This window comes from Flavobacterium defluvii, assembly GCF_900129555.1.
Classification (GTDB): Bacteria; Bacteroidota; Bacteroidia; order Flavobacteriales; family Flavobacteriaceae; genus Flavobacterium; species Flavobacterium defluvii.
In genome coordinates this window covers 598,991-622,656 of sequence record NZ_FQWC01000001.1, presented here as the reverse complement: position 1 = coordinate 622,656, position 23,666 = coordinate 598,991, and the positions used below count along the sequence as shown (strand labels likewise).

The following is a 23,666-nucleotide window of genomic DNA, read 5'->3' as shown; positions in this document are numbered from 1 at the left end:
CCCGTAAAAAATTACTTTTTGTCTTTTTCTTTAATAATAACGGGTAGAATAAATTGGGTTTTTACCGGAAGTCCTCGTTTTATTGCAGGATTTACTTTAGGAAAATTGACCAAACGAGCACGAAGAATACTGTCTATTCGAATGGTATCGTAAGCAACAGAATCTTTTTGGAAATCTGGTTCAAACTTCATTTTCGAATTAGGAAAAACAGTTACTTTTACTTGTATCGTATCAAGATCCGGATACAAAATAGACAAACTATCGACATCTAATTTCTCCTGAATAAGCTTAGAAATAACATCAAAAAAACATTTCTGACGCTGTTTTTTTTCAGTAATAGTTTCACAATCAGCAACAGTTGGATATTCATCAACTTCCTTCCAGTTTATAGATTTTAGCTCTTTTTGAAGCAATTCTTTTTCAGACGGAACCTGCTTCTCAATATATTGACAAGAATTAAAAAAAATAAAAGCTAAAAAAATAAAAAAATGCTTCAAGGCTTTGATGTTGAATTGAATAAAAGTGATTTAAAGTATAAAAATACAACTATTTTTTTTGAGAAGCTTTGTATTCTAAATAATCTTCATAACTTTCAGAAAGCCAGTGTTCCTTGTTTTGAGCCGCAACTTCTTTTTGGTCAGGGTATAATTTTGCCAGACGATCAGAAAATGCAGCAATCTGTACCGTATAATTGTAAAATTCGGTTTTAGTTAAAAGAGTATTAGGATCATTTTTACGACTAAAAAATTCAAAGAAAAGCGTATCAAATTCTTTCATTGAGAAATTCATTATTTTTTTCTTGCTGCTGGTATAAAGACTGTCTTGCAGCAATTGATCGTCAACAGAAAGTTTTTTGCTTTGTGCACAAGCAGAGAAGCTGATAGAAGAAATCAGGAATAAAAAAACAACCAAGTGAAAAAAGCTTCGCATCTTAAATTAAATATATTTATAAAATTGTAAGTACAAAATTACAAAAACATATGGATTTACTATTATTTACATTAGGTTTTATATGCATGATTATAGGAATGCTAGGGAGTTTTCTGCCTGTTTTACCGGGACTTTCATGCAGTTGGATTGGTTTATTGCTATTATATTTAACAAAAGCAGTAGATAATAATTACTGGGTTTTAGGAATATCACTTTTGATAACCATAATCATTACAGTTTTAGATTATATTATTCCCGCAAAAGGAACCAAAAAATTTGGCGGAAGTTCCTATGGAGTCTGGGGAACCAACATTGGTTTAATCGTTGGAATTTTGGCACCAATACCGTTTGGAGTAATCATAGGTCCATTTGTTGGAGCGTTTATAGGAGAGCTAATTTTTGATTCTACAAACCACAAAAGAGCATTTAAAGCCGCAACAGGTTCCCTTTTAGGGTTCTTAGCATCAAGTTTTATAAACTTTATGTTTTGTATTGTTTATCTTGGAATTTTTATTCACACAACATGGGAATATCGAAACATATTATTTTAATTATATAACAAATACTTAGCTTTTTTCTTATTTTTTATTTTTTTTAAGAAAAATTTGAAGTTTTTGAAGAAAAATAATTCACTTTGCTTTGATTACGAAAGGGTTATATTTACTGGCATTTAGAGTTTCTAAGTGTTAAAGTGGTTATAATATTAAGTGTAAATTCTTAACTTATTTTTTGGATATGTTAAAATATTTTATATTTTTATCCTGATTAACGATAAAAAGCCCCACTTTATCGATTATTTTGAATAAGTATAAATTATTATCTAATAAGTTATGAGTATGACCCCAAACCTACAAATTGAGCTTAGACGTTTTATTTCTTCAAACGTTGTTTCAAAACTAAACAAATTTTATTTTGAAAATGATGCACTCCTAATCAAAGGAATTGATGTTTCGATCGGTACAGTTTTAATGGGTCTCTATAATAAGGCCGAAGAGTCAGGCTTTTATAAGGAAATAGTCTCTCTAATTGAAGATAATTCTAATTTTTATCAGGAAGTCGATTTTACTTCCGGCAGAATTTTATCAGTCGACGACTGTTATCGCTTAGAAGGAAACGTACTGTTAAAGGAAATCTTTACCAATAAAAAAGGAAGAATTTCTGAAATGATTTCAAACGAAGTCGGCATCAAAAGCGAAACTGCTCGCGAAATACTTAACTTCTCTGCATTACTCGTAATCTCTTATCTTAAAAATAATATCCAGTTACTTGACAGTTTAAAATTACTGCTGGAAGAACAAAAAAGAGATATTTTAAACAGCATTCAGCCCGGAATTAAAATCATCTTAGGATTTTCATCTTACGAAACCGTTGAAGATAAAAATCAAAACATCGGAAGATCAATCTTTACACTTTTCGGACACAACTTTTTCAGTTTCTGAATAAAAAAAATCCCATTTTACAAAAGAAAACAGGATTTTAATGTATTTGATTAATTTGAAAAATTTTCTAAGAATTTTTCAAATTGATAATTTCCTGATCTGTCAAAAAGCGCCAGTTTCCTCTAGGAAGATTCTTCTTAGTTAAACCAGCAAAAGAAACGCGGTCAATACGAAGAACATCATAATCAAAGTGTTCAAAAATAGAACGAACCACCTTTACGTTAGATGTTTTTAATTTAAGTCCAACTTCACTTTTTGCTTCTTTTTCAATATAGCTTACTTCTTCAACAAACACACGGTGTCCGTCAAGAATTAAGCCTTTGCTGATTTTTTCTAAATCCTCAAATTTTAAGTTTTTATCTAAAGAAACCTGATATATTTTAGACGATTTCTGATTCGGTAAACTAAACTTACGTACCATATCAGTATCGTTTGTAAACAATAGTAAGCCAGTTGTATTTTTATCCATTCTTCCAACCGGAGCAAGTTTTGCATTTGTAGCGCCACGTACAAGTTCCAGAACGTTACGATATTCCTGACCTTCGTCAAGAGCAGTTGTAAAGTTTTTAGGTTTGTTTAATAAAATGTATTCTTTCTTTTCGGGAGTCAAAACAACGCCGTCAAAATTAACAACATCATTTAATTTTACTAAATACCCCATTTCAGTAACCGGAACTCCATTTACTTTCACGTTTCCAGACTGAATATATATATCGGCATCACGGCGCGAACAAACTCCGGAATTTGAGATATATTTGTTCAAACGAATTTCGTCAGAAGCCTTTTGTCTCTTTGCCGGCTGATTTTGTTTTCTAAATTTTTCCGCCGCTGCTTCCTGCGCTGCCTTCACTTCAGGTTTCACTTTTTTTGGCCCTTGCGCACGCTTAGGCATAGGAGGTTTTGGCTTGCTTGAGTTTGATCTTGAACTATTTGGTCTCGATCCGCCTCTTTTATTATTGCCTTCCTTATTGTTCATAAATTCTGTAATTTGTGCAAAGATAGTTTTTTCCTGCTAATAAATCTTAAGTTCAATGTTCTTAGATTAATAGCTTTCGGTTTTAATATTATTTGAAGCATCGCAATTAGCATTTTTTCGGGCATGGTTCCCGCTTTCCGTTTCAATCTTTTATTTTCTTAAAGAAAAAAATAAAAGGATTTCCACTGCAATCGGGGCTAAAATTCAAACAATTGGCCTCTTTTAAATATTAGGATATTATTTTTGCGAAAAATCAAAACCAGAAAAAAACCGTTTAACCAGCAAAATAAGTGGTTCAAATCTAATAATTGGAAATCAATTGTCTCCCGTGCCACAAAACACTCGGATTAATCAAAACAATGCAAAAAACACCCGAAACTATCAGAAACTTCAAAACATTATGCAGTAACAAAAACTGTTCTTTTGAGTTTGATTTCCATAAATAAAGCAGGAAAAAAAGTAAAACAATAAAACATACATAAAAGTAAATATCCATATAACCAACGTCATAAATATTTACCAAAATATAAACCGGAATTACAGTTAAAAAAGTCAAGGCCGTAATGATTTGCTTAGAAACCCTTTCGTTGTACGTAATGGGAATAGTGTGATAATCATTGGCCAGATCACCCTTTAAATTCTCCAGATCTTTTATCATTTCACGAATTAAAAGCAGTAAAAACAAAAACACGGCATGTGCCGAAATCACTGCAAAATGACTTCTGTGATTCTCAATTTCTTCAAACGAAATCGAATTATAGAAATATAATAAAATCGCAAAAAAAGGAATTACAGCCATGAATGCCGCAGTCAAATTTCCAACAATTGGATATTTCTTTATTTTATGAGAATAAAACCAAATCAGGAAAATATAACCCGAAAAAAACAAAAATGCTCTCCAGGAAACAATCGAAGCCATTAAAACCGCCAGAAAATTTAAACTGAAATAAACCGTCAATTTTGTTTTTTGGCTTACCAAACGATCCAGCATAGATTTGTTCGGACGATTTATTAAGTCTTTCTGACTATCGTAAAAATTATTGATAATATAACCCGATGCAATTGTAATTGCCGATGCAGAAACAATCAAAAACAAATAAAAGTCCAAAAGAATATCCAAAGCTCTTTTTTCTGGTGCCAGAATAAAAATTGCCGATAAATACTGCGCCAGAACAATAATCGGAATATTGTAACCGCGGACCACAGAAAACAAACTAACAATTTTCATTACTAAAAGTTTCTGCTGTCTGCTTAACATAAATTATAGGTTGTAGATTAAATTAGATTTGAAGGTAAAAGTTATTTTTTAAATCTGAAATTTAGAGTTTGTTTTTTAACAATTCTTTAGAACCAAAACCTAATTTTCTAATGCAGGCCAAAGCTTCTTTTTGAGAGATTTCAATTTCTTTGATGTCTTTCTTTTCAACAAAACAAACAGAACCACTCCAGGGATTTGGCGCATCTGGAACAAAAACTGTAAAATTGTTTTCGTCGATTTGTTCTATTAAAAATGCAAATTGCCAGCCGGCATCAGTAGGAACCAAAATTACTTTTAAATCTTGCTTAGATTCAAGTCCCATAATGTTTTCATTCATGTTTTTCATAAATGAATATCCTGGAACAAAACTTAAAATGCCGTCTTCTAATTTCTGAATCAGTTTTTTTGCCTTATCTGTTCTTGCCAGTAAACCTGCTGTAAAACAAATAAGAATTAAAATGATGGTTCCAACAAGTTCCTGAAGCGCAATTCCCAAGACATGAACTCTTGGCAGATTATTTACAAGCGGAAGAGTGACTTTTTGAATTATTCTGTATCCCTTTTCCAGAATAATGAGCAATACCGCCAAAGGTGCTAAAAACAGAATTCCTCCTAAAAAAGTTGCTTTAATTATTTTCAAAATACTTTTCATAATAATTAACTTTTTAGGATGAAACTTATGAAAATCTACTCAAATAATTTAGGCTTTTAAGATTTTTAAAACTGATAAACAACTTCCAGTTTGTAGTCTTTTAAAGAAACTTTGGCACGTTCTAAATCTTCAGTAAAACCAAGAATATAGCCGCCTCCGCCAGAACCGCAAAGTTTTAAATAATAATCGTTTGTGTCAATTCCGTGCTGCCAGATTCCGTGAAATTGCTCCGGAATCATAGGTTTAAAATGATTTAAAACTACTTTTGAAAGCTTTTTAGTGTTGGTAAATAAAGATTTCATGTCGCCATGCAAAAAGTTTTCTACACAGGCATCAGTATATTTAACAAATTGGTTTTTAAGCATCGCGCGAAAACCTTTGTCTTTTAAGTTTTCCATAAAAATGCTAACCATTGGTGCAGTTTCGCCAACAATTCCAGAATCTAATAAGAAAACAGCACCTTTTCCGTCAAAACTCTGAGTAGGAATTCCTGTTGCTTCAATATTATCTTTAGAATTAATTAAAATCGGGATACTCAAATAGCTGTTCAGCGGATCTAAACCAGAACTTTTTCCGTGGAAAAAACTCTCCATATGAGAAAATATATTTTTTAATTGTAAAAGTTTTTCGCGGGTTAAATTCTCTAAAACCGTGATTTTGTTTGTAGCATATTTATCATAAATCGCCGCAACAAGCGCACCGCTGCTTCCAACACCGTACCCCTGCGGAATACTAGAATCGAAATACATTCCGGTTTCAACATCGTTTTTTAGAGATGTTAAATCGAAAGTAACCAAATCAGGCTGTTGAGTCTGCAAAACTTCAAGATAAGCTGCAAAACTTTGTAAACTTTTGTTTGATGCAATAGCTTCAGCCGAAGGTTCTTCAGATTTCTTTAATGCACCGTTGTAAAAATTATAAGGAATAGAAAGTCCTTTAGAGTCGCGGATAATTCCGTATTCTCCAAAGAGTAATATTTTTGAGTAAAATAAAGGTCCTTTCATGATTTATTTTATTTTTTTTTATTTGGGTCTTATCTGTTGATTCTTAACCTTTAATGTATAATCCGATAATCATCATGGCCAAGGCAAAGAATACACCAACAAACCATTTAATCATATCATTTTTAGCATCTACAATTTCTTTTTTTACAAAATCTTTAGTTGCAATATTCATGTTCGGACTTTAAAATATGTATTGAAAATATAAAGATACGCAAAATTATAATGCTATCGCGCCACTTCCAATTTTGTCGCAAATGTACTGACGATTCTGACAAAATACAACTAATTCGTCCTGAATAAATTGTAATACTTTTTCGCTAACGTTTTCGGGATAAAGCACATGCACATTTGCACCGGCATCAAGCGTAAAACATACCGGAATTTGAGTTTCATTTCTAAATTTCCAGATCGCATTTATGATTTGCAGCGTATTTGGTTTCATCAAAATAAAATACGGCATTGATGTCATCATCATCGCATGTAATGTCAATGCTTCACTTTCTACAACTTTGATGAATTCTTCCAAATTCCCGCTTTCAAAAATGGAAATTAAATTATCTAAATTTTCATGGGCTTGCGCAAAACGTCTTTCAGCATACGGATGATTATGCATTAAATCATGTCCAACTGTACTCGAAACTTGTTTTTCGCCTTTATCAACCAATAAAATAGTATCCTGATAATTCTTGAAATTTTCATGAATTCCATACGGATATTCAACCCCGAATAAATCCGAACTTCCTTCAATATTGACTTGATTTCCCCAAACAACAACATTTCCTTTTACACTTCGGCATGCACTTCCTGAACCTAAACGAGCAAGAAAAGAAGCTTTTTGATAGAAATATTCGTTAGTCATTTCCGGGTTTAGTTTTCGTTCTAAACTCATGAAATTCATCGCCAGTGCTGCCATTCCAGAAGCCGAAGAAGCAATTCCGGAACTATGCGGAAATGTATTCTGCGTATCAATCGTAAAATGATACTCTTTTAAAAATGGCAGATAAATTTCAACTCTTTCTAAAAACTTCTGAATTTTTGGTTTGAAATCTTCTTTTGGTTTTCCTTCAAAAAGTAAATCAAAAGAAAAAGAATTTTGGTCTGCTCTTTTTTCAAACCCCAACTTTGTAATCGTTTTACAATTGTTTAAAGTGAAACTTACAGAAGGATTTGCCGGAATTTGATTGTCTTTTTTCCCCCAATACTTTACTAATGCAATATTGCTGGGAGCGCTCCACTCAAAGTTTCCGTTCTCGATTGTTGAAGTATATTTATTTGGAATAAAATCAGCTGCTGTAAACATGAATTATAAATTTTGGCAAAGATAACTTTTTCATTTTTCCACCATATAAGTTATATAAGAAATTATAAGCAGGTTCTAAAATGAACTTACATTACTTATATGGTTTAAACTTTTCTTTTGACTATTTTTGAATACAAAATTTGACAAAATGAACAAGTTCGTAAAAATCACTATAGCATTAATTATTTGTTTAGCAGTAGGATATTCTGCAAGTACTGTAACCAGACCAAGTGTAGAAAGCTGGTATCCAACAATTGTAAAACCATTTTTTAATCCCCCAAATTGGGTTTTTATGCCGGTTTGGACTATGCTTTATATTTTTATGGCAATTGCTGCAGCATTAGTTTGGGATAAAATAAAAGAACAAACCGAAAAAGTAAAAACAGCACTTCTTTTCTTTTTAATTCAATTAACGCTAAATGCTATTTGGTCTTATTTATTCTTCGGATTAAAAAATCCGCTTTTGGCGTTAATAGAAATCATTCTTTTATGGCTGATGATTTACGAAACGTATTTAAAATTTATCAGAATTAATAAAATCTCAGGTTATTTACTGGTTCCGTATTTAATTTGGGTTGGTTTTGCAGCGATTCTGAATGCTAGTATTTGGTGGCTGAATTAAATAATTTTAGGTTTAATTAAAACTTCCCAATGAACTCTTCCAATTCGCCATTATCCAATAAAACCGGACCATGACCAAAACAAAGAATTTTTGGTTTTAATGAAGCCAGTTTTAGAATTGATTTTTTATTGGTTTGTTTGTCAGCAGTAAATAGACTGGGTGGTTCATGAAGCCCAACTTTTGTAGTCAATAAATTCATATTGGTCATGACATCGCCAACAATTAATACACCGTCTTTTTCTCTGAAAAAAGATAAATGTCCGCTTGAATGACCCGGCGTTTCAATAACTGTAAAACCGCCAATTTGATGGCCTTCTTTTAAAGTTTCAGTAACAGGGTGTCCTTTTCCTGCCCAAAAGTTTTTCTGAAATTTCGAAATGATATGATTCGGATTTGGGTATTCTGTGATTACGTTTCCATTTTCAGCAAATTCTTTTTCATGTTCACTGCATAAAAGCGGAATATTCAGTCTTTCACAGATTATTTTACTGCTTCCTTGATGATCAGCGTGAGCGTGAGTTAAGGCGTGTTTGTTGACGGTTTTGTCTTTAATTGCTTTTAAAATTGTATTTGCTGAACTTCGAATTCCGGCATCAATTAAAACATCTTCAATTACATAACAATTAATGGCATTTCTTGGAAATAAGGGAATTTGGTAAACGTCTTTGGCAATATTTTTCATTTCTTGAATTTTATTTTGACAAAGATTCGAATTCGGTTTTTCAATACACTTGATAAATGTTAAGAAATGTTTTGACGAATTCTGCTTAAGGATTCTGCCGTAATTCCGAGAAATGAAGCGATATAAATTAAAGGTGTTCGCTGAATTATTTTGGCTGGAGCCGATGCTAAAAAAGTCTCGTATTTTTCTTTTGCAGGAATCATTTGTAATTTTAAAACACGATCGGCCATACAAAGGTAATTTTGCTCTGCTAAAATTCTTCCAACACGTTCCCAATTTGGAATTTCGTTATACAAAAACTGCATTTTTTCAAAAGAGATAGAAAGGACTTCGCAGTCTTCAATACACTGAATATTTTCAAAAGAAACAGATTGGTTTATAAAACTGGAATACGAAGCAATAAAACCTTCATCACAGCTTAGATAAGTCGTGATTTCTTTTCCGTCTTTTAAATAATAAACACGAGCCAAACCTTCAACAATAAAAAAGATTTTACTGCTTATTCTTCCCATTGAAGAAAGAAATTCTTTTGCTGTAAACTTTTCATATTCAAAAAAGGTATCAATTATTTTGATTTCTTTTTCTGAAAACGATGCGATGGCAAGAATTTGTTTTTTTAATGAAGAATTCATGGATTTTTTAAATAAAATTAGCCAAAATAAACCCGCTTGTCCAGGCATTCTGAAAATTAAAGCCACCGGTAATAGCGTCTATGTTTACAATTTCGCCAGCAAAATAAAGGTTTTCGTGAATTTTGCTTTCCATGGTTTTGAAATTGATTTCTTTTAAATCGATTCCGCCAGCCGTTACAAATTCTTCTTTAAAAGTGCTTTTTCCGTTTACTTTAAATTCAGCTTTTGTTAATTGTGAAGTCAGGTTTTGCAATTGATTCTTAGATAAATCTGCCCATTTGGTTTCCGCATCAATTCCTGAAGCTAAAACCAAGCTTTCCCATAAACGGTTTGGGAAGTCAAAAGGCGATTTTTTAGAAACTGCTTTTTTTGCGTGTTCTTGTTTTAAATCTTTCAGTATTTTTTCGGCATCTTCAAAATCTACATCATTTAACCAATTCACAAAAATCGTAAACTGATAATTTTTGTCATGCAAAATGCGTGCGCCCCAAGCCGAAAGTTTCAGGATTGCCGGGCCGCTCATTCCCCAATGTGTGATTAATAAAGGTCCTGTAGACTCCAGTTTTGTATCTTTTACATTTACGGTAACTTGTGCTGCAACTCCTGGTAATTCTTTAATTCGGGAATCTTTGATATTGAAAGTAAATAGGGAAGGGACAGGACTTACAATTGCATGTCCCTGTTCTTGTAGCATTTCCCAGATTTTTGGATTGCTTCCTGTTGCCATTACTAATTTTTCGGCAGCATAATTGTCAGTTTGTGTATCAATTTTCCAATGATTTTCTTTTTTAAAAATAGATTGCACACTTTGACCAGTTAGCACTTTTATGCCTAATTTTTCGGTTGCTTTTAAGAAACAGTCGATAATAGTTTGTGAAGAATTGGAAACTGGAAACATTCTCCCGTCTTCTTCGATTTTCAATTCTACGCCATGTTTCTCAAACCATTCAATTGTATCGCCGGAACAAAACTGATGAAATGGGCCGCGAAGTTCTTTTTCGCCGCGAGGATAAAATTTTACCAATTCGTTGGGTTCAAAACAGGCGTGTGTAACGTTGCATCGTCCGCCTCCGGAAACGCGGACTTTAGAAAGAACTTCTTTTCCTCTTTCTAAAATAACAATTTTCAGCTTTGGGTTTTTCTCTGCAATATTAATTGCGGTAAAGAAACCTGCAGCACCTCCGCCAACAATGATTATGTCGAAATTTTTGATCATATTTTTTTTGGTTGCCACGAATTACACGAATTATTTTTTTGATAATCTTTAAGAGTAAAAATTCGTGAATTTGTGGCTATTTTAGTTTTATATTTTATCTGGAAAATCAGAGATAATTCCGTCTACTTTATAACTTTTTATTTTTTGAATGTCTTCTTCCATGTTTACTGTCCATGGCAGAACCAGAAATCCTTTTTTTTGTATTTCCTGAACATTTTCAGGATTTAATAAATGATAATAGGGGTGAATTGCTTTTGCTTGTATGGTTTCGGCGAAAGCCAAAGCTAAATGAAGATCGGTTTCGGTTAAAACGCCAATTAGGATTTTTGGATTTTGATTGTGAATTTCCTGCAGCGCAGTCCAGTCAAAACTTGAAACAATGAAATGTTCGTAATTCCAGTTTTTTTGTGAGATATATTCTTTGATCAATTCATAAACGTACTGCAATGTGTCTCTACTTTTTAATTCAATATTGATGAAACACTTTTTGTCAACTAAATCAAAAACTTCCCGTAAAGTTGGAATTTGATGTTTTCCTTCAATCAAAAATGACTTTAATGCAGACAAATTAAAAGAATTAACAGCGCCTTTTCCGTTTGTCATTTTGTCGATTGTTTCATCATGAATTACGATAACATGTCCGTCGGCGCTCAAATGAACATCGAGTTCAATTCCGTCTGAATTTAAATCTAATGCTTTTTGGAAAGCTTGTAAAGTATTTTCAGGTTCGTAGGCTTTGGCGCCTCTGTGAGCTATTTTTAGCATTCTACAGTTTTTTTCTTAACCGCAAAGGTCGCAAAGTTTTACGCAAGGTTCGCAAAGTTTTTTATAATCTTTGCGAACCTTGCGATTTTCCCTTGCGACCTTTGCGGTTAAACCTTTAGATCAGTTCGAGTAAAACAATATCAAAATCATTGTCTATAATCACTTTTCCATCGATAACTTCAACTTCTTGATTGGAGTAAGCATCTTTTAGTTTTGTTCCGTTTGGGAAGATATCGCCAACAGGAAGTTCCTTTCTGCCTTTTGGTAAATCTACTCCCATAACTACTTTATCTGTAAAAGAGCCTTTTGTAAAAATTCTGGAAAAAGTATAAGGATACGGATTAATCAGTTTATGAACACCAGCTCCAACAGCAGGATGATTTCGTCTAAACTGACCTAATTTCTGCCAGTGTAAAAGTATTTTCTGTGTTTCAGGATTGTTCTGAATATCGCCCCAATTCATGTTTGAACGTAAGGTCGCATCGCCCTGAGTGCCTTCAACAACCAAGGAACGAGCAGATTCATCTCCATAATAAACCTGAGACATTCCTGGAGAAAGCAATAGTTTATTGGCTGTTTCAATGCTTTTGGTTCGATTGGCATCAAAAGGCTGCCCATCATCATGCGAAGACATATAATTAAGGACAGAATATCCTTTTAGATCATTGTTTAAAGCATTTGAATATTTCGAAAATAAACCTTCATAATCATTTTGTGCTGCATTCCATTTAAACTCAAAATTGATCATGCTGTTGAAACCATTCTGGAAATAATTGACTTTTCGATCTCCAAAATCATAATCCTGCCCACCGCTGATTCCGTAACCGTAGACTTCGGCAATCGTGTAAAACGGATTTTGGTCTAAAACCTGCAAGGGATGATGCTTTTTCCAAGTTTCAAAAGCGTACTCACATTCTTTTTTGAAATCGGCCCAAACGCTTTCTTCGGTATGTTTTACGGTATCGGCGCGGTAACCGTCAATTCCGAATTCCAGAATATAATCGGTAAGCCATTTTATGATGTAATATTTAGGCGTTCTTGGGTAATTTGTTCTTTTAAAAAATTCATCCAATGACGCTATTTCTTTTTCATAACGACCTTCTTTTTTCCATTTTTCGATTAAGAAAGGAGGAAGTTGGACTTCTTGTGTACTTTCTGTTCTAACATCTGGAAGATTGTCAACCAACGTACACATGGTTGTATTTTCGAAAGATTTGTAATCGCAGACAACACCAGTTCTAACCCAATCTGCAGGCCAAACAGGATCTTCTGGTGTTACAGGTCCTGTATGATTGATAACTCCGTCAAGAATTATTCTGATACCTTTTTCGTGTGCTTTTTTAACGAGATTTGCTAAGTCTTCTTTGGTTCCGAAGTTTGGATCTAAAGCCGTCCAGTCTTTTGCCCAATAACCGTGAAAACCGTAACTCAATCCGGTTCCTTCATCAACCCCATCGTGAATTTGTTCGACAATCGGCGTAAGCCAAATGGCATTGATTCCTAATTTTTCAAAATAACCTGATTCGATTTTTTTAGTGATTCCGATGATGTCTCCGCCTTCAAATCCGCGTAGTTTTCCGGGAGTTTTGGTTCGGTTAAAGTTGACGTCGTTGGAAGTGTCTCCGTTATAAAAACGATCTGTAAGTAAAAAATAAACATTTGCTCCTTCCCAAACGAAAGGTGTTTTTGAAGTATTATTCATTGTAACTGATTTTGAGCCAGAACAACCCGTAATTATGAATACTAAAGATAAAAAAAGGAAAGTGTATTTTTTCATTATTTTAGAATATTTTAGGATGGATTGTGTTGAAAAAAAATAGCCACGAATTCACGAATTTTATTCTTAAAGATTGTTAAAAAAATAATTCGTGAAATACTTTGTGCTAAAAAATAGCCACGAATTCACGGATTTTATTCTCAAAGATTGTCAAAAATAATTCGTGAAATACTTTGTGCTAAAAAATAGCCACGAATTCACGGATTTTATTCTTAAAGATTGTCAAAAAATAATTCGTGAATTCGTGGCGGAAAAACTTTGTGTTTGATATTATTCCAATTCTAAAACCAAGGCCGATTTTGGTTCTAATGTGATTTCAGTAGCTAAATCAAATGTTTTACCTGTGATAACATCTTTACCTGTTTTAAAGTTTTTGATGTTTTCTTTGAAACGATTTGTTTTTACAACTTGCTCTTTTGCATTGTTATTGAAAACTATCATAACGGTTTTAGCATCTGTGTATCTGAAATATACATATGTATTATTCTCCGGAATATAATGTGTCATTTTTCCGAAATGAACCGCTTCGTTTGTTTTTCTCCAGTTGAATAATTTTGAAGAGAAATCAAAGAAAGCTGCTTGTTGAGCAGTTCTTCCTTCTTTTGTAAAAGCGTTGTTTTTATCTCCAGCCCATCCGCCTGGGAAATCCTGACGAATATCGGCATCTCCGCCTTTACCTTTATCACCGCCCATTCCGATTTCTGAACCGTAATAAATCTGCGGAATTCCACGAACAGTTGCCAATAAAGTCATGGCCAGTTTATATTTTGGTAAATCATATTTGAACTTTTCGTTCATACGATCTGTATCGTGATTTTCGGCGAAGACCAAAATGTTATTCGTGTTTGGATATAGAAAATCCATTGCAAAATTGTTGTAGAATTTAATCAATCCGCTGTCCCAGTTTGGCTCATCTTCACTGAAAGCAGAAGTAATCTGACTTTGAAGTGTAAAATCCATTACACTTGGAAGGTTCGAATTGTAGTTTTCAATTGCACCAATTTTACTGTCTTTCTGCCAAAAAGCTAAATTCGCCTGATTGTGCATCCAGATTTCACCCACAATATTAAAGTTTGGATATTCATCTGTAATTGCTTTTGCCCAATTTGCCATCGCAGTTTTATCAGAGTAATTATAAGTGTCTACTCGGAATCCATCAAGATTTGCAAACTCAATCCACCAAATAGCGTTTTGCGTTAAGTATTTTGCTACTAACGGATTTCTAAGATTTAAATCCGGCATTGAAGGAACGAACCATCCATCAATACAAACTTCCTGATCAATTTTTGAAGCATGAATATCGGTTATTACTTCACGTCTGTGGTGCGTTTGTGTGTAGTTTTCAAATTGATTAAGCCATGATTTTGTTGGCAAATCTTTCACCATCCAATGCGTAATTCCCCAATGATTGGTAACATAATCCATAACCAGTTTCATGTTTTTTTTGTGCATTTCTGCAGAAAGACGAGCGTAATCGTCATTTGTTCCGTAACGAGGATCGATTTTGTAAACATCAGATTGTCCGTACGTATGATACGAATGCTGTTTGTCGTTGTCTTCGCATAAAGGCGTACTCCAAATTGTCGTTGCACCAAGAGACGAAATATAATCTAGATTTTTGATGATTCCTTCGATATCACCGCCGTGACGTCCGCCTGGTTCTGCACGGTTTACTTTTTCAGTTAAAACGGGGTCGCTGTCGTTTTTAGGATTTCCGTTAGCAAAACGATCCGGCATGATTAAGTAAATCAAATCCGATGCATCGTAACTTTTTCTTTCGGCAGAATTGGCTCTTCTTTCTTTAAGAGCATATTTCTGAGTAAAAGCCACTTTATTTTTGTTTTTGAAAGAGAAAACTAATTCAGAAGCTTTTACGTCTTTTGTATCGATTGTTACGAAAAGGTAGTTAGGATTTTCTGTTTTTTCTACATTTTTAATCACAACATTGTTTGAAACTGAAGCTTCGTATTGTGAAATGTTTTTTCCGTAGAACATAATCTGCAGTTCTGAATTTTTCATTCCTGCATACCAAAATGGCGGTTCTGTTTTTTGGATTTGCGCTTTCGCGGAAGCGGAAAATAATAAAATTATTAAGGCTAATTTATAGATAAATGATGTTTTTTGGTTTTTCATAGTAATAAGAAATTATTCTTCATTGTCAGTTCGAGTGGAGTCGAGAACCTTTGCGGCATCTCGACTCCGCTCGATGTGACAAAAAGATGTTGATTAAAAAAAAGACAAGCAATCCTGGGGACGATTACTTGTCTTTTTAGGGTGTTATTTGGTTTCAATAACGCTTATTGCATATCCTCCGCCTGGAGCAGAAAGCTGCGATAATTTTGATTTGCTTGTTACAGCAATTTTCTTGATGGTGTAAGCTTGCGGATTTGTTTTGTAATGTGCATCTTTTGCATCAGCATAAATTGTTGCTGTGTATTTTTTACCTTTTTCAAGGAAACTGAAATCGATGTTTGATGTACGTGGTGTTTCTCCGTTTACATTTCCGATGAACCAGTTATTTGTACCTTTTGCTTTACGGGCAACTGTGATAAAATCTCCAGGTTCAGCCTCGATATATTTACTTTCTGACCAGTCAACAGCCACATCTTTGATAAATTGAAACGCATCTGGAAAACGGTTATAATTCTCCGGAGTATCTGCAGCCATTTGTAACGGACTGTACATTGTAACGTATAATGCCAATTGGTTTGCAATTGTACTGTTTACATGCGATTTGTTATCAGGATTCATTTTGCTGATATCCATTTCGAAAATTCCCGGGGTGTAATCCATTGGGCCACCGATTAAACGTGTAAATGGTAAAACCGTTACGTGATTTGGTTTAGAACCTCCAAAAGCTTGGTATTCAGTTCCTCTTGCCGCTTCGTTTCCAATTAAGTTCGGGTATGTTCTTGCGATTCCTGTTGGACGAACCGCTTCGTGAGCGTTCACCATAATTTTGTAATCAGCTGCTTTTTCGATAGCGTATTGATAGTGGTTTACAATCCATTGGCTGTAATGATTTTCGCCTCTTGGCAAAATATCACCTACGTAACCGCTTTTTACAGCATCGTATCCGTTGTCTTTCATGAATTTGTAAGCTGCATCCATGTGACGCTCGTAGTTGCGAACAGAACCAGAAGTTTCGTGGTGCATGATGATTTTTACACCTTTAGATTTTGCATATTCGTGCAGCCCTTTTACATCAAAATCCGGGTAAGGCGTCAAGAAATCAAAAACATAATCTTTTGAGTGGCCAAACCAGTCTTCCCAGCCTTCGTTCCATCCTTCAACCAAAACAGCATCGAAACCATTTGCAGCAGCAAAATCAATGTATTTTTTTACGTTAGCATTGTTTGCTCCGTGAGTTCCGTTTGGTTTTGCTTTTGAAAAGTCAGAAACTCCCAATTGAACTGTTGGGAAATCGTTAGTATATGACCAAGAGCTTTTTCCTGTAATCATTTCCCACCAAACACCAACATATTTTACTGGTTTAATCCAAGAAGTATCGTCAATTTTTGATGGATCGTTTAAGTTATACGTCATTTTTGAAGCTAGGATTTCTCTAGCATCATCGCTTACCATAATCGTTCTCCAAGGAGAGTGATTTGGCGCCTGCATATGACCTTTGTCTCCTTTTGCATCTGGAGTTAACCAAGATTCGAAAACTAAATTTTTATCATCTAAATTCAAGTGCATACAAGAATAATCAATCAAAGCCGCTTCGTGCAAGTTGATGTAGATTCCGTCAGCTGTTTTTAACATCAAGGAAGTCTGAACTCCTGTTGGTGAAAAAGATTTTTGAGAAACGTTTGCTGTATATGCTTTTTGAGATAAACCTCTAATTTCAGATAATTTTGATTTTGTATAATCGTATTCCTGAGTATCATAATCTCCAGGAATCCAGAAAGCTGTATGATCTCCAGTCATGGCAAATTGAGATCTTTCTTCTTTAATTACGAAATAAGTAAGATTCTTTTGTGCTGGGAATTCATATCTAAAACCTAAACCGTCGTCGAATAAACGGAAACGGATTACGATTTGTCTGTCGGTACTTTTTTGGTTTAAAGTAACTGCCAATTCATTATAATGATTTCTAATGTGATCTACTTCTCCCCAAACTGGTTTCCAAGTTTCGTCAAAAGTTGAAGTTTTAGTGTCAACAACCGTAAAGTCGTTCAATAAAGATTTTTTATCATCTTTAAGTTCAAGACCTAATTTACTGGTTTTTACAACTTCTTTGTTTTTGTATTTTAAATTGTAAGTTGGAGTTCCATCGTTTTGAAGAGAAAATTCCATTACGAACTTTCCTTCGGGTGATTTTAATTGCTGCGCTTTTGCAACGGTGCTGAACGCAAACAAAATTAAACTTGCGAAAAATAAGTTTTTCATGTTTTTTAGATTTTTAGTTTGTAGTAATGTATTGATGGGCGTAATTATTTTTTAACACATAGAAACATAGATTTTATTTATAAAAAAGAAGATAAAGAGAAACTTGTTTCTTTCACATAGCTAACTATGTTTATTTTAAATAAGTGAAACGCCTTTTTGAGCACTCTAAATCTATGTTTCTATGTGTTTATGTTTTTTTTATTAATTAGCCCCGAGTTTATTGTAATTTAATTTATTTGTACAAATTTACTTGCAATTACAGGATTTCCGTTAACGATAATTGTTAAATCTTGGTCACCATCTACAGTAAAAGTTGTTTCGTCATGATTTACAGATACTTTCAAAATTTGATTTCTGAAATTGATTTTGAATGTATAACCTTTCCATTCTTTCGGAATTTTTGGTGAAAAATGAAGCTGATCATTTTTAACACGCATTCCTCCAAAACCTTCTACAATACTCATCCAAGTGCCCGCCATTGACGTGATATGACAACCTTCTTCAACTTCTTTATTATAATCGTCTAAATCCAAACGAGAAGTTCTTAAGTAAAAGGTATATGCCATGTCCATTTTATCTAAGGCAGCAGCTTGAATCGAGTGAACGCAAGGCGAAAGCGAACTTTCGTGAACTGTAAACGATTCGTAAAACTCGAAATTGCGTTTCAATTCTTCTTTTGAAAAATGATCTTCGAAGAAATAAAAACCTTGTAATACGTCGGCTTGTTTAATGTATGGCGAACGCAACACGCGATCCCAAGACCATTTTTGGTTGATTGGACGCTGTGATTTATCTAAATCTTTTACAGGAACTAATTCTTTATCTAAGAAACCATCTTGTTGTAAATAAATCCCAAGTTCCTCAGAAACTGGGAAATACATATTATCGGCAACTTTTTTCCATTCCTGAATTTCATTCGCCGAAAGGCTTACTTTTTCTAAAACACGTTTGTGATCTGCCGGATATTCCAACGCCACTTTATTGATTTGATCTGCGGCAAAATCAATACACCATTTTGCAATATAATTAGTGTAGAAATTATTGTTGATGTTGTTTTCGTATTCGTTTGGCCCTGTAACTCCAAGAATTACATACTGATTTTTATCTTTTGAAAAAGAAGCTCTTTGATGCCAGAAACGCGCAATTCCGATTAAAACCTCTAAACCTTTTTCGGGAATATAAGAGTAATCTCCCGTATAACGGTTATAGTTATAAATCGCAAAAGCAATCGCTCCGTTTCTATGAATTTCTTCGTGTGTGATTTCCCATTCGTTGTGGCATTCTTCACCATTCATGGTCACCATCGGATACAAAGCAGCACCGTTTTTGAAACCTAAATTGTCTTTAGCATTTTCAATCGCTTTGTCTAATTGATTGTAACGATATGTCAACAAGTTTCTCGCCACCTGCTGATCTTTCGTTGCCATGTAAAATGGAATGCAATAAGCCTCAGTGTCCCAATAAGTTGATCCGCCGTATTTTTCTCCGGTGAAACCTTTTGGCCCAATGTTTAAACGAGAATCTTTTCCAGAATAGGTTTGATTTAATTGGAAAATGTTGAAACGAATTCCTTGTTGTGCTTTTACATCGCCTTCAATTGTAATATCTGACATTTCCCAGATTTTTGCCCAGGCGTCAATTTGGCTTTGAAGCAAAGCATCATATCCTAAATTTACAGCAGATCTAATTACTTTTTCGGCTCCAGCCAAAGTATTTTCGTGGTTTAAAGAAACAGTATAACCTCCAATTTTTTGAATTGATGAGGTTTGTCCTTTTGCAATAATAGTTCCGTAAGTGTATTGAACTTTATCTATAGTTGAATCGATTGTTGATGGTGAAACATTGATATTTTCTCCGTTTGCCAAAATCGTATTGTGCATGAAAGTCGTAACTTTAAAATGCGTTTTGAAAGTTTGAGCGGTTACAAAAGCTTCGTTTGTACCTTTTTTAACTTCAAGCGGTTCCCAGAATTTTTCTTCCCAGTTAGCATCTTCATTGGTTACACCAGCATCAACGTAAGGTTTGTAAACGATTTTTGCATCTTTGTTTAAAGGCGTAATATCGTATTTAATGATTCCGGCTTCGTCCAAATCTAACGAAAGAAAACGACGAACGTTTACAGCGATTTCAGTTCCGTTTTTTAGAACCGCTTCAAAAGAACGGTTGTACCAACCTTCTTTCATATTCAATTCTCTACGAAAGTTTCTAACTTCGGTACACGTATTTAGATCCAGATTTTCTTCGTTGATTTCAATGTCAATTCCAATCCAGTTTGGAGCGTTAAGTACTTTGGCAAAATATTTCGGATAACCGTTTTTCCACCAGCCCACTTTTGTTTTGTCCGGATAATAAATTCCAGCAATGTAACTTCCCTGAAAAGTTTCTGCTGAATATGTTTCTTCAAAATTGGCGCGTTGTCCCATAGCACCGTTACCGATACTAAAAAGACTTTCAGACGATTTGACTCTTTCGGCATCAAATCCTTCTTCAATGATAGACCAATTGTCTGGTTTAATATAATCTTGATTCATTTGTTTAAGTTTTAAGAACCTAAATGCAATATTGCTTTTGTGTTCTTGGTGGTTGATTGATTATGATTGATTGATTTTATTTTTTGATTAATGATTCGATAAAGTCTTCATCTATAAAAGTGAAATCTTTAAAAATGTAATCAGCTTCATGTAAAATTGTTTCCTCACCAATTCCCACACTTACCATTTCTGCAATATTTGCTGCCTGAATTCCGGCAACAGAATCTTCAAATACGATTGAATTTTTTGGATCAATATTTAATAATTGAGCCGCTTTTAAGAATACTTCAGGGTCTGGTTTTGCATTACTGACATCATTTCCGTCAACAATAACATCGAAGTAAGACAGAACGCCTGTTTTTTCTAAAATTGGTCTTGCATTTTTACTGGCTGAGCCTAATGCAATTCCTTGTTTTTTATCTTTTAATAGTTTTAGGACTTTTAAAACCCCAGGAAGAACCTCACTTTCATCCATGTCAACTAAATAAGATAGGTAATCTTCATTTTTTTGAATTAACCATTTGTCTTTGTCTTCTTGTGAAGCCTCAACATTTCCTAATCCAAGTATAATATCCAGAGAACGAACGCGACTAACGCCTTTTAAAAGTTCGTTGTCTTCATGTGTAAAATTTATATTTAATGATTTGGCGATTTTTTGCCAAGCCAAAAAGTGGTATTTAGCGGTATCGACGATTACTCCGTCAAGGTCAAATATGAATGCTTTTTTATTATTCATGAATTTCAATTTTAGTTCTGCTATTTACTCTAAGTGTTAGTAATCCTGCAAATATCATCGACACACCCCCAATGATTAAAGCGTAAATAGGTTCATTATTACAGAATTGTTTAATTACAAATCCTAATATTGTAGCGGCTACGATCTGTGGTATTACTACGAAAAAGTTGAAAACTCCCATATAATAGCCCATTTTTGCAGCTGGCAAAGCACCAGAAAGCATAGCATACGGCATAGATAAAATACTTGCCCAAGCGATACCAACTCCTAACATTGGAAGAATCAGCATTTGTTTATCACCAATAAAATAAATTGAAATTAAACCAACACCTCCGGCACATAATGCAAGTAAGTGTGTTGCTCTAACGCCTACTTTTTTTGCAATAATTGGTAGTAAAAAAGCAACTGCAGCTGCAATTCCGTTATAAACTGTAAATAATACTGAAACCCAGTCGGCAGCATCATTATATACTTTTGAAGTGGTATCTGTTGTACCAAAAATGTGCTGTGTAACGGCTTGTGTTGTATAAATCCACATTGAGAAAAGCGCAAACCAAGAGAAAAACTGAACCCAGGCTAATTTTTGCATTGTTTTGGGCATGTTCAGCAAATCGGTCATAATTATAGTAAAACCATTTTGAACTTTTTTATTTCTCAGCTGCGAAGCGATCATAAATAAAACACCCATGAAAATCAATCCTACAAATAGAATATAAAGTTCTTTTGCAAGGTTATTTTCGAAAATTAAAAAAGAAATTAATCCGCCAATTGCTGCAAATACAATCCCTAAAGTCAATTGTTTTTTGGTAGTAACACCTGTTTCTGTTTCAGAATTTGGAGAATTTTGTTCTAAATCTTTTTTGCTGTTGGCTTCAAATGCATGAAGTTCTTCGGGAGTATATTCTGTAGTTTTAAAAACGGTCCATAAAACAGAAAGCAGGAAAACAATTCCGCCAATATAAAAAGACCATTTTACTGCATCGGGAATAATTCCTTTTGGAGCAACATTACTAACATCGAAAACATTTGTAAAGAGATATGGCAAAACAGAACCTACAACAGCACCTGTACCAATGAAGAAACTCTGCATAACAAAACCTAATGCACGCTGTTCGTCTGGTAAATTATCACCAACAAAAGCTCGAAACGGTTCCATAGAAACATTTATTGACGCATCCATTATCCACAATGTTCCGGCTGCAATCCATAAAGTAGGAGAGTTGGGCATAATAAATAATGCAATTGAAGACAAAATCGCTCCAATTAAAAAATACGGGCGTCGTCTTCCTAAACGAGTCCAGGTTCTGTCACTAAAATAACCAATAACGGGTTGAATTATTAAACCTGAAACAGGCGCTGCAATCCATAAAATTGGAATTTTGTCAATTTCTGCACCAAGGGTTTCAAAAATTCTAGAGGTATTTGCGTTTTGCAGTGCAAAACCAAATTGTATTCCTAAGAAACCGAAACTCATATTCCAGATTTCCCAGAAACTTAATTTACGCTTTTCCATTATCGTAATTTGAAAATTATACGATAAGCGCTTTGCTTATCAAAACTTTGTTCTTTTCGAAGTAAAACTAAAAGCCTTGACGGGCGTAAAAGTATTAATTATTTTTTTATTTATGCTAATAAAAAAGCCATAAATGTTTTTTATGGCTTTAGAAGGTGTTGATTTTAAGAATTTTAGTCAGTGGATTCTCTTTTTATAAGATGAGTTTCGATGACTTCTGTTGTGTAGTTTTCATTTTCTTCTTCGTCATCATCGTGTTCGGCTTCAAGTCTTTCAATAAGCATTTTAGCCGCTTTATTTCCCATTTTTTCACCACTCTGACTTACTGTTGTAATGCTTGGTGTGGAGTATTTTGAGATAATTCCGTCTGTAAAAGCAATTACGGCTAAATCTTCAGGAACTTTTAATCCCATTTTTGATGCCGTTTTGATAATTGTTACTGCAAAAAGCTCATTTACAGCAAAAACAGCATCGAAAGCTCGATCATGCAAAAGCTGACTTATCGTAATTTCGCAGGTATCTACGTCTTCAATTTTTATTATTAAATCTTCGTTGAACGGAATTCCGTTATCTAAAAGTGCTTTTTCATAACCATCGGTTCTTAGTTTACCAACACTTACATAATCGACAGTTGTTACGAGGGCGATTTTTTTTCGTCCGCTGTCAATTAAACTCTGAACAGCTTCATAGGCAGCAGCTTTATCATCAATAATAACTTTATCACATAATATATCATTGGTAACACGATCAAACATAACAACGGGCATTCCCTGATTAATAACTTCCGTAATGTGGTGAAAATCGCCTTTAAACTGAGTTTCTTTGGAGAGAGACATGATAAAACCATCGATGCTTCCGTTGGCTAACATTTCCATATTTAGGACTTCTTTATCAAAGGAATCATCAGATAAACAGATCACTACGCTATAGCCATGTTCGTTGGCAACCTGCTCAATTCCGTTGATTACAGTAGAGAAAAAATAATGTACAATTTCCGGAATGATAATGCCGATACTTTTGGTTTTTCGGTTTTTTAAACTAAGGGCAATGTTGTTGGGTTTATAGTTGTAAAACTTTGCAAAAGCCTGAACTTTTAAACGTGTTTCTTCTCCAATTTCAAGGCTGTTTCTTAATGATTTTGAGACAGTTGAAATAGATACGTCAAGTTCCTTTGCAATCTGTTTTAAGGTTATTTTGCGTTTCATGGCGAGGATTGAAAAAAATCTAATTAATAATAAAGG

The 23,666-nt window shown here is 34.0% G+C and carries 22 protein-coding genes; 3 read left to right on the top strand and 19 right to left on the bottom strand.

From position 1 onward, the window contains the following. Positions 1–11: 11 nt before the first annotated feature. Entirely contained in the window at positions 12–497 is a 486-nt protein-coding gene (locus BUC29_RS02695) for a hypothetical protein (protein ID WP_073413105.1), read from the bottom strand. A 49-nt stretch (positions 498–546) separates the two neighbouring features. Further along, complete coding sequence (locus BUC29_RS02690) at positions 547–930, bottom strand: hypothetical protein (RefSeq protein ID WP_073413103.1); 384 nt, start codon at positions 928–930, stop codon at positions 547–549. Between the two features lie 50 nt (positions 931–980). Between BUC29_RS02690 and BUC29_RS02685 the strand changes: the two genes are divergently transcribed. After that, positions 981–1,481, top strand: a complete 501-nt coding sequence (locus BUC29_RS02685; RefSeq protein ID WP_073413101.1) for a DUF456 domain-containing protein — start codon at positions 981–983, stop codon at positions 1,479–1,481. Positions 1,482–1,766: 285 nt separating this feature from the next. After that, a complete protein-coding gene (locus BUC29_RS02680; protein WP_073413099.1) occupies positions 1,767–2,369 on the top strand; it encodes a DUF937 domain-containing protein in 603 nt (200 codons plus the stop codon). A gap of 67 nt (positions 2,370–2,436) precedes the next feature. On the opposite strand, the gene BUC29_RS02675 is transcribed toward BUC29_RS02680, so the two are convergent. From BUC29_RS02675 to BUC29_RS02655, 6 genes are all read right to left on the bottom strand, one after another. Beyond that, positions 2,437–3,345, bottom strand: a complete 909-nt coding sequence (locus BUC29_RS02675) for a pseudouridine synthase (RefSeq protein ID WP_073413097.1) — start codon at positions 3,343–3,345, stop codon at positions 2,437–2,439. A gap of 301 nt (positions 3,346–3,646) precedes the next feature. Next, positions 3,647–4,603, bottom strand: coding sequence for a geranylgeranylglycerol-phosphate geranylgeranyltransferase (locus BUC29_RS02670; RefSeq protein WP_073413095.1), 957 nt, complete (start codon positions 4,601–4,603; stop codon positions 3,647–3,649). Positions 4,604–4,664: 61 nt separating this feature from the next. Then, on the bottom strand, positions 4,665–5,255 hold the full coding sequence (locus BUC29_RS02665; protein ID WP_073413093.1) for a DUF502 domain-containing protein: 591 nt from the start codon (positions 5,253–5,255) through the stop codon (positions 4,665–4,667). 65 nt (positions 5,256–5,320) lie between these two features. After that, positions 5,321–6,259, bottom strand: a complete 939-nt coding sequence (locus BUC29_RS02660; protein ID WP_073413091.1) for a mevalonate kinase family protein — start codon at positions 6,257–6,259, stop codon at positions 5,321–5,323. Between the two features lie 43 nt (positions 6,260–6,302). Continuing rightward, positions 6,303–6,431: a hypothetical protein gene (locus tag BUC29_RS21755; protein ID WP_262489290.1), complete on the bottom strand. Its 129-nt coding sequence runs from the start codon at positions 6,429–6,431 to the stop codon at positions 6,303–6,305. Positions 6,432–6,476: 45 nt separating this feature from the next. After that, positions 6,477–7,559, bottom strand: a complete 1,083-nt coding sequence (locus BUC29_RS02655; RefSeq protein ID WP_073413089.1) for a diphosphomevalonate decarboxylase — start codon at positions 7,557–7,559, stop codon at positions 6,477–6,479. 148 nt (positions 7,560–7,707) lie between these two features. Here BUC29_RS02655 and BUC29_RS02650 point away from each other — a divergent pair, with 148 nt between their 5' ends. Beyond that, complete coding sequence (locus tag BUC29_RS02650; protein WP_073413087.1) at positions 7,708–8,181, top strand: TspO/MBR family protein; 474 nt, start codon at positions 7,708–7,710, stop codon at positions 8,179–8,181. A 16-nt stretch (positions 8,182–8,197) separates the two neighbouring features. Here BUC29_RS02650 and BUC29_RS02645 read toward each other — a convergent pair whose 3' ends face one another. The 11 genes from BUC29_RS02645 to BUC29_RS02595 all read right to left on the bottom strand — a co-directional run bounded on the left by BUC29_RS02645 (position 8,198) and on the right by BUC29_RS02595 (position 23,630). Continuing rightward, a complete protein-coding gene (locus BUC29_RS02645) occupies positions 8,198–8,863 on the bottom strand; it encodes an MBL fold metallo-hydrolase (protein WP_073413085.1) in 666 nt (221 codons plus the stop codon). Positions 8,864–8,922: 59 nt separating this feature from the next. Beyond that, positions 8,923–9,495 carry a Crp/Fnr family transcriptional regulator gene (locus BUC29_RS02640; RefSeq protein ID WP_073413594.1) on the bottom strand — a complete coding sequence of 191 codons (573 nt, stop codon included), beginning with the start codon at positions 9,493–9,495 and terminating at the stop codon, positions 8,923–8,925. Positions 9,496–9,502: 7 nt separating this feature from the next. Beyond that, a complete protein-coding gene (locus BUC29_RS02635) occupies positions 9,503–10,711 on the bottom strand; it encodes a BaiN/RdsA family NAD(P)/FAD-dependent oxidoreductase (protein WP_073413593.1) in 1,209 nt (402 codons plus the stop codon). Positions 10,712–10,798: 87 nt separating this feature from the next. Then, entirely contained in the window at positions 10,799–11,476 is a 678-nt protein-coding gene (locus tag BUC29_RS02630; RefSeq protein ID WP_073413083.1) for a glycerophosphodiester phosphodiesterase, read from the bottom strand. Positions 11,477–11,591: 115 nt separating this feature from the next. Continuing rightward, positions 11,592–13,253, bottom strand: coding sequence for an alpha-amylase family glycosyl hydrolase (locus tag BUC29_RS02625; protein ID WP_073413081.1), 1,662 nt, complete (start codon positions 13,251–13,253; stop codon positions 11,592–11,594). A 270-nt stretch (positions 13,254–13,523) separates the two neighbouring features. Further along, positions 13,524–15,386 carry a glycoside hydrolase family 13 protein gene (locus BUC29_RS02620; protein WP_073413079.1) on the bottom strand — a complete coding sequence of 621 codons (1,863 nt, stop codon included), beginning with the start codon at positions 15,384–15,386 and terminating at the stop codon, positions 13,524–13,526. A gap of 144 nt (positions 15,387–15,530) precedes the next feature. Beyond that, a complete protein-coding gene (locus BUC29_RS02615) occupies positions 15,531–17,645 on the bottom strand; it encodes a glycoside hydrolase family 97 protein (protein WP_073413077.1) in 2,115 nt (704 codons plus the stop codon). Between the two features lie 227 nt (positions 17,646–17,872). Further along, entirely contained in the window at positions 17,873–20,176 is a 2,304-nt protein-coding gene (locus BUC29_RS02610; protein ID WP_073413075.1) for a glycoside hydrolase family 65 protein, read from the bottom strand. A 76-nt stretch (positions 20,177–20,252) separates the two neighbouring features. Next, a complete protein-coding gene (pgmB, locus tag BUC29_RS02605) occupies positions 20,253–20,912 on the bottom strand; it encodes a beta-phosphoglucomutase (RefSeq protein ID WP_073413073.1) in 660 nt (219 codons plus the stop codon). Continuing rightward, complete coding sequence (locus tag BUC29_RS02600) at positions 20,905–22,425, bottom strand: MFS transporter (protein WP_073413071.1); 1,521 nt, start codon at positions 22,423–22,425, stop codon at positions 20,905–20,907. The genes pgmB and BUC29_RS02600 overlap by 8 nt, the downstream gene beginning before the upstream one ends. Positions 22,426–22,598: 173 nt before the next feature. After that, on the bottom strand, positions 22,599–23,630 hold the full coding sequence (locus BUC29_RS02595; RefSeq protein WP_073413069.1) for a LacI family DNA-binding transcriptional regulator: 1,032 nt from the start codon (positions 23,628–23,630) through the stop codon (positions 22,599–22,601). Positions 23,631–23,666: the final 36 nt, after the last annotated feature.

Bases quoted from the DNA above. Each gene is read 5' to 3' on its own strand.
- BUC29_RS02690 (WP_073413103.1), bottom strand. From the start codon at position 930: ATGCGAAGCTTTTTTCACTTGGTTGTTTTTTTATTCCTGATTTCTTCT.
- BUC29_RS02685 (WP_073413101.1), top strand. From the start codon at position 981: ATGGATTTACTATTATTTACATTAGGTTTTATATGCATGATTATAGGA.
- BUC29_RS02680 (WP_073413099.1), top strand. From the start codon at position 1,767: ATGACCCCAAACCTACAAATTGAGCTTAGACGTTTTATTTCTTCAAAC.
- BUC29_RS02675 (WP_073413097.1), bottom strand. From the start codon at position 3,345: ATGAACAATAAGGAAGGCAATAATAAAAGAGGCGGATCGAGACCAAAT.
- BUC29_RS02670 (WP_073413095.1), bottom strand. From the start codon at position 4,603: ATGTTAAGCAGACAGCAGAAACTTTTAGTAATGAAAATTGTTAGTTTG.
- BUC29_RS02665 (WP_073413093.1), bottom strand. From the start codon at position 5,255: ATGAAAAGTATTTTGAAAATAATTAAAGCAACTTTTTTAGGAGGAATT.
- BUC29_RS02660 (WP_073413091.1), bottom strand. From the start codon at position 6,259: ATGAAAGGACCTTTATTTTACTCAAAAATATTACTCTTTGGAGAATAC.
- BUC29_RS21755 (WP_262489290.1), bottom strand. From the start codon at position 6,431: ATGAATATTGCAACTAAAGATTTTGTAAAAAAAGAAATTGTAGATGCT.
- BUC29_RS02655 (WP_073413089.1), bottom strand. From the start codon at position 7,559: ATGTTTACAGCAGCTGATTTTATTCCAAATAAATATACTTCAACAATC.
- BUC29_RS02650 (WP_073413087.1), top strand. From the start codon at position 7,708: ATGAACAAGTTCGTAAAAATCACTATAGCATTAATTATTTGTTTAGCA.
- BUC29_RS02645 (WP_073413085.1), bottom strand. From the start codon at position 8,863: ATGAAAAATATTGCCAAAGACGTTTACCAAATTCCCTTATTTCCAAGA.
- BUC29_RS02640 (WP_073413594.1), bottom strand. From the start codon at position 9,495: ATGAATTCTTCATTAAAAAAACAAATTCTTGCCATCGCATCGTTTTCA.
- BUC29_RS02635 (WP_073413593.1), bottom strand. From the start codon at position 10,711: ATGATCAAAAATTTCGACATAATCATTGTTGGCGGAGGTGCTGCAGGT.
- BUC29_RS02630 (WP_073413083.1), bottom strand. From the start codon at position 11,476: ATGCTAAAAATAGCTCACAGAGGCGCCAAAGCCTACGAACCTGAAAAT.
- BUC29_RS02625 (WP_073413081.1), bottom strand. From the start codon at position 13,253: ATGAAAAAATACACTTTCCTTTTTTTATCTTTAGTATTCATAATTACG.
- BUC29_RS02620 (WP_073413079.1), bottom strand. From the start codon at position 15,386: ATGAAAAACCAAAAAACATCATTTATCTATAAATTAGCCTTAATAATT.
- BUC29_RS02615 (WP_073413077.1), bottom strand. From the start codon at position 17,645: ATGAAAAACTTATTTTTCGCAAGTTTAATTTTGTTTGCGTTCAGCACC.
- BUC29_RS02610 (WP_073413075.1), bottom strand. From the start codon at position 20,176: ATGAATCAAGATTATATTAAACCAGACAATTGGTCTATCATTGAAGAA.
- pgmB (WP_073413073.1), bottom strand. From the start codon at position 20,912: ATGAATAATAAAAAAGCATTCATATTTGACCTTGACGGAGTAATCGTC.
- BUC29_RS02600 (WP_073413071.1), bottom strand. From the start codon at position 22,425: ATGGAAAAGCGTAAATTAAGTTTCTGGGAAATCTGGAATATGAGTTTC.
- BUC29_RS02595 (WP_073413069.1), bottom strand. From the start codon at position 23,630: ATGAAACGCAAAATAACCTTAAAACAGATTGCAAAGGAACTTGACGTA.